2 protein-coding genes are annotated in these 2,098 nt (G+C 65.5%); both read left to right on the top strand.

The genetic code is table 11. From position 1 onward, the window contains the following. On the top strand, positions 1 to 379 hold a 379-nt coding region (locus tag F3087_RS47020), incomplete at its 5' end, for a hypothetical protein (RefSeq protein WP_223885808.1). 427 nt (positions 380 to 806) lie between these two features. Beyond that, a complete protein-coding gene (locus F3087_RS43910) occupies positions 807 to 2,069 on the top strand; it encodes an IS110 family RNA-guided transposase (RefSeq protein WP_150408138.1) in 1,263 nt (420 codons plus the stop codon). Positions 2,070 to 2,098: the final 29 nt, after the last annotated feature.

Here is a 2,098-nt window from a genome sequence, read left to right as displayed (position 1 = left end):
GGGATATCTAATCTTTGGTAGCTCGGGGGTATCGGATCGAATGCGATCTTCCTTTTACTTCAAGTGGCACTATCTGCCGGTGATTTCGAGCTTTCTCTGCTGGGTCGGTGGTTTCGCCTGCGACATGGTTGTGTTGTACCTCGCGTGGCCGTTGTGGTTGCTGCCCGTGGGTCTGGTGTTCATAGGGGCCGGGTTTGTCACCGACCCGATCGGCTCGAAGTGGTTGGTAGGTCGGGAGTTGCGCCGAGAACGCCGCGCTCAGCAGGAGCGGCAGCAGTCACGCGCGGCGCTGGCGGCGAAGCGGAGGCGGCGGCGCAACGCCGGACGCGCCCGCCGCCAACCGAGGCACCCACCGATCACGCCGGATGAGGTCGAATAGGTCTGGTCTGGACGGGCCGCGAAAGGCAGATCCCCGGAGAGCCGGCGCAATCGACGCGAGTGCCGCTCAGAACATCCGCTACTTAACTGCGAAGGATTGATCTCGCCACCGCGATCCCTGAACGTCCGAGGGGCCTGAGCCCTCGCAGAAGACCGCGGACAACCGGTGGTGCGACGGCGGCCGGATCCCGATGCCACGGTGTGTCTTCCGCGGTCCGGCCGCCGTTATCGGTTGGGATAGCTCGTGGTTCGAGCCCGCTCCCACGGCTGGACGCCCGCTTCAACGCGAGAGCCTTCGAGCTCTGATGCAGACCGGCGCCGTGGGGGTCGCTGGGATCGCGAACAGCTCATCGGAGGCCAGCCCACAGAGGCTTGTAAGTAGGGCGCTGCGCGTTCTCGCTCGGGTTCTGACCAGCGCAAACCCTTGCCTGATGGAGGACGAATTGGACCACTACTGCGGTATCGACTGGGCCGAGGGCCATCACGACATCGCGATCATCGACGCCGGCGGCAAATTGGTCACCAAGAAGCGGATCGGCGATGACCCTGGGGGTTTCGCCGCGCTGACCCAACTTCTCATCGATGCCGGAGACACTGCCGAGGATCCGATCCCGGTCGCGATCGAGACTCCCCGTGGCCTGTTGGTTGCCACGATCCGGGCCTCTGGTCGCCCGGTGTTCGCGATCAACCCGATGGCGGTGGCCCGCTACCGCGAACGCCACACCCTGGCCAGGGCCAAATCCGACCACGCCGACGCCATGACTTTGGCCAACATTCTGCGGGTCGACGCTCATCTGCACCGCGCGCTTCCCGCCGATTCCGAACTCGCCCAAGCGATCTCGGTGCTGGCCCGCGCCCAGCAGGATGGTATCTGGCGGCGCACCAAAGCCGGAAACGAACTGCGTTCGCTGCTGCGCGAGTACTACCCCGCGTTCCTGGAAACCTTCAGCGCCCGCTCGGCCACCAACCTCGCCGAACCCGAGGCCCGCGCGGTCCTCGCGGTCGCGCCGACCCCAGCGGCGGCCGCGAAGCTGACCAAATCTCGCGTCGCCGCAGCACTGCGCCGGGCCGGACGTCAGCGCGGCGTCGACGGACTCGCCGCGCAGATCATCGAGAGGCTTCGCGCACCGCAACTGCGACAACCGCTCATGGTCGAAACGGCGATGGGTCGCCAGGCACTGGCCCTGCTCGCCATGCTCAACGCGGCCTGCGACGGCGCTCGCGACCTGGAACAAGCGGCCTCCGAGCTGTTTCGCACCCACCCGGACTACGCCATCATCACCAGCTTTCCGGGCTTGGCCGACTCAACCGGGGCCCGGGTACTTGCCGAGCTCGGCGATGATCGCCGACGCTTCGCTGACGCTCGAGCGCTGAAGTCCTACGCTGGGTCCGCGCCGGTCACCCGGGCATCGGGCAAGACCATTTCGATCAGCTATCGCCGGATCAAGAACGACCGTCTAGCGGCGGTCGGCTGGGTCTGGGCCGCGGTGATGGTGATGAATCCTGGTCCAGCTCAACAGCATTACCGTCAGCGTCGTCAACATGGTGACCGTCACGCCCCGGCGGTCCGGCATCTGTTCAACAAGATGCTCGGCCAGCTCTATCACTGCCTGCAGACGGGCCAGGTCTACGACCCGGCAAAAGCTTTCGGACACCCCGCCACTAAGCCTGAAACATCTGCCGCAGCTTGACAGTTAGCACGATCGGAGGTCTTCTGCCG

Origin of the sequence: Nocardia colli (assembly GCF_008704205.1) — a bacterium.
In the GTDB taxonomy this organism is placed as follows: Bacteria; Actinomycetota; Actinomycetes; order Mycobacteriales; family Mycobacteriaceae; genus Nocardia; species Nocardia colli.
Note: the sequence above shows the minus strand (reverse complement) of the source record. Positions and strands in the feature narration are given on the sequence as shown.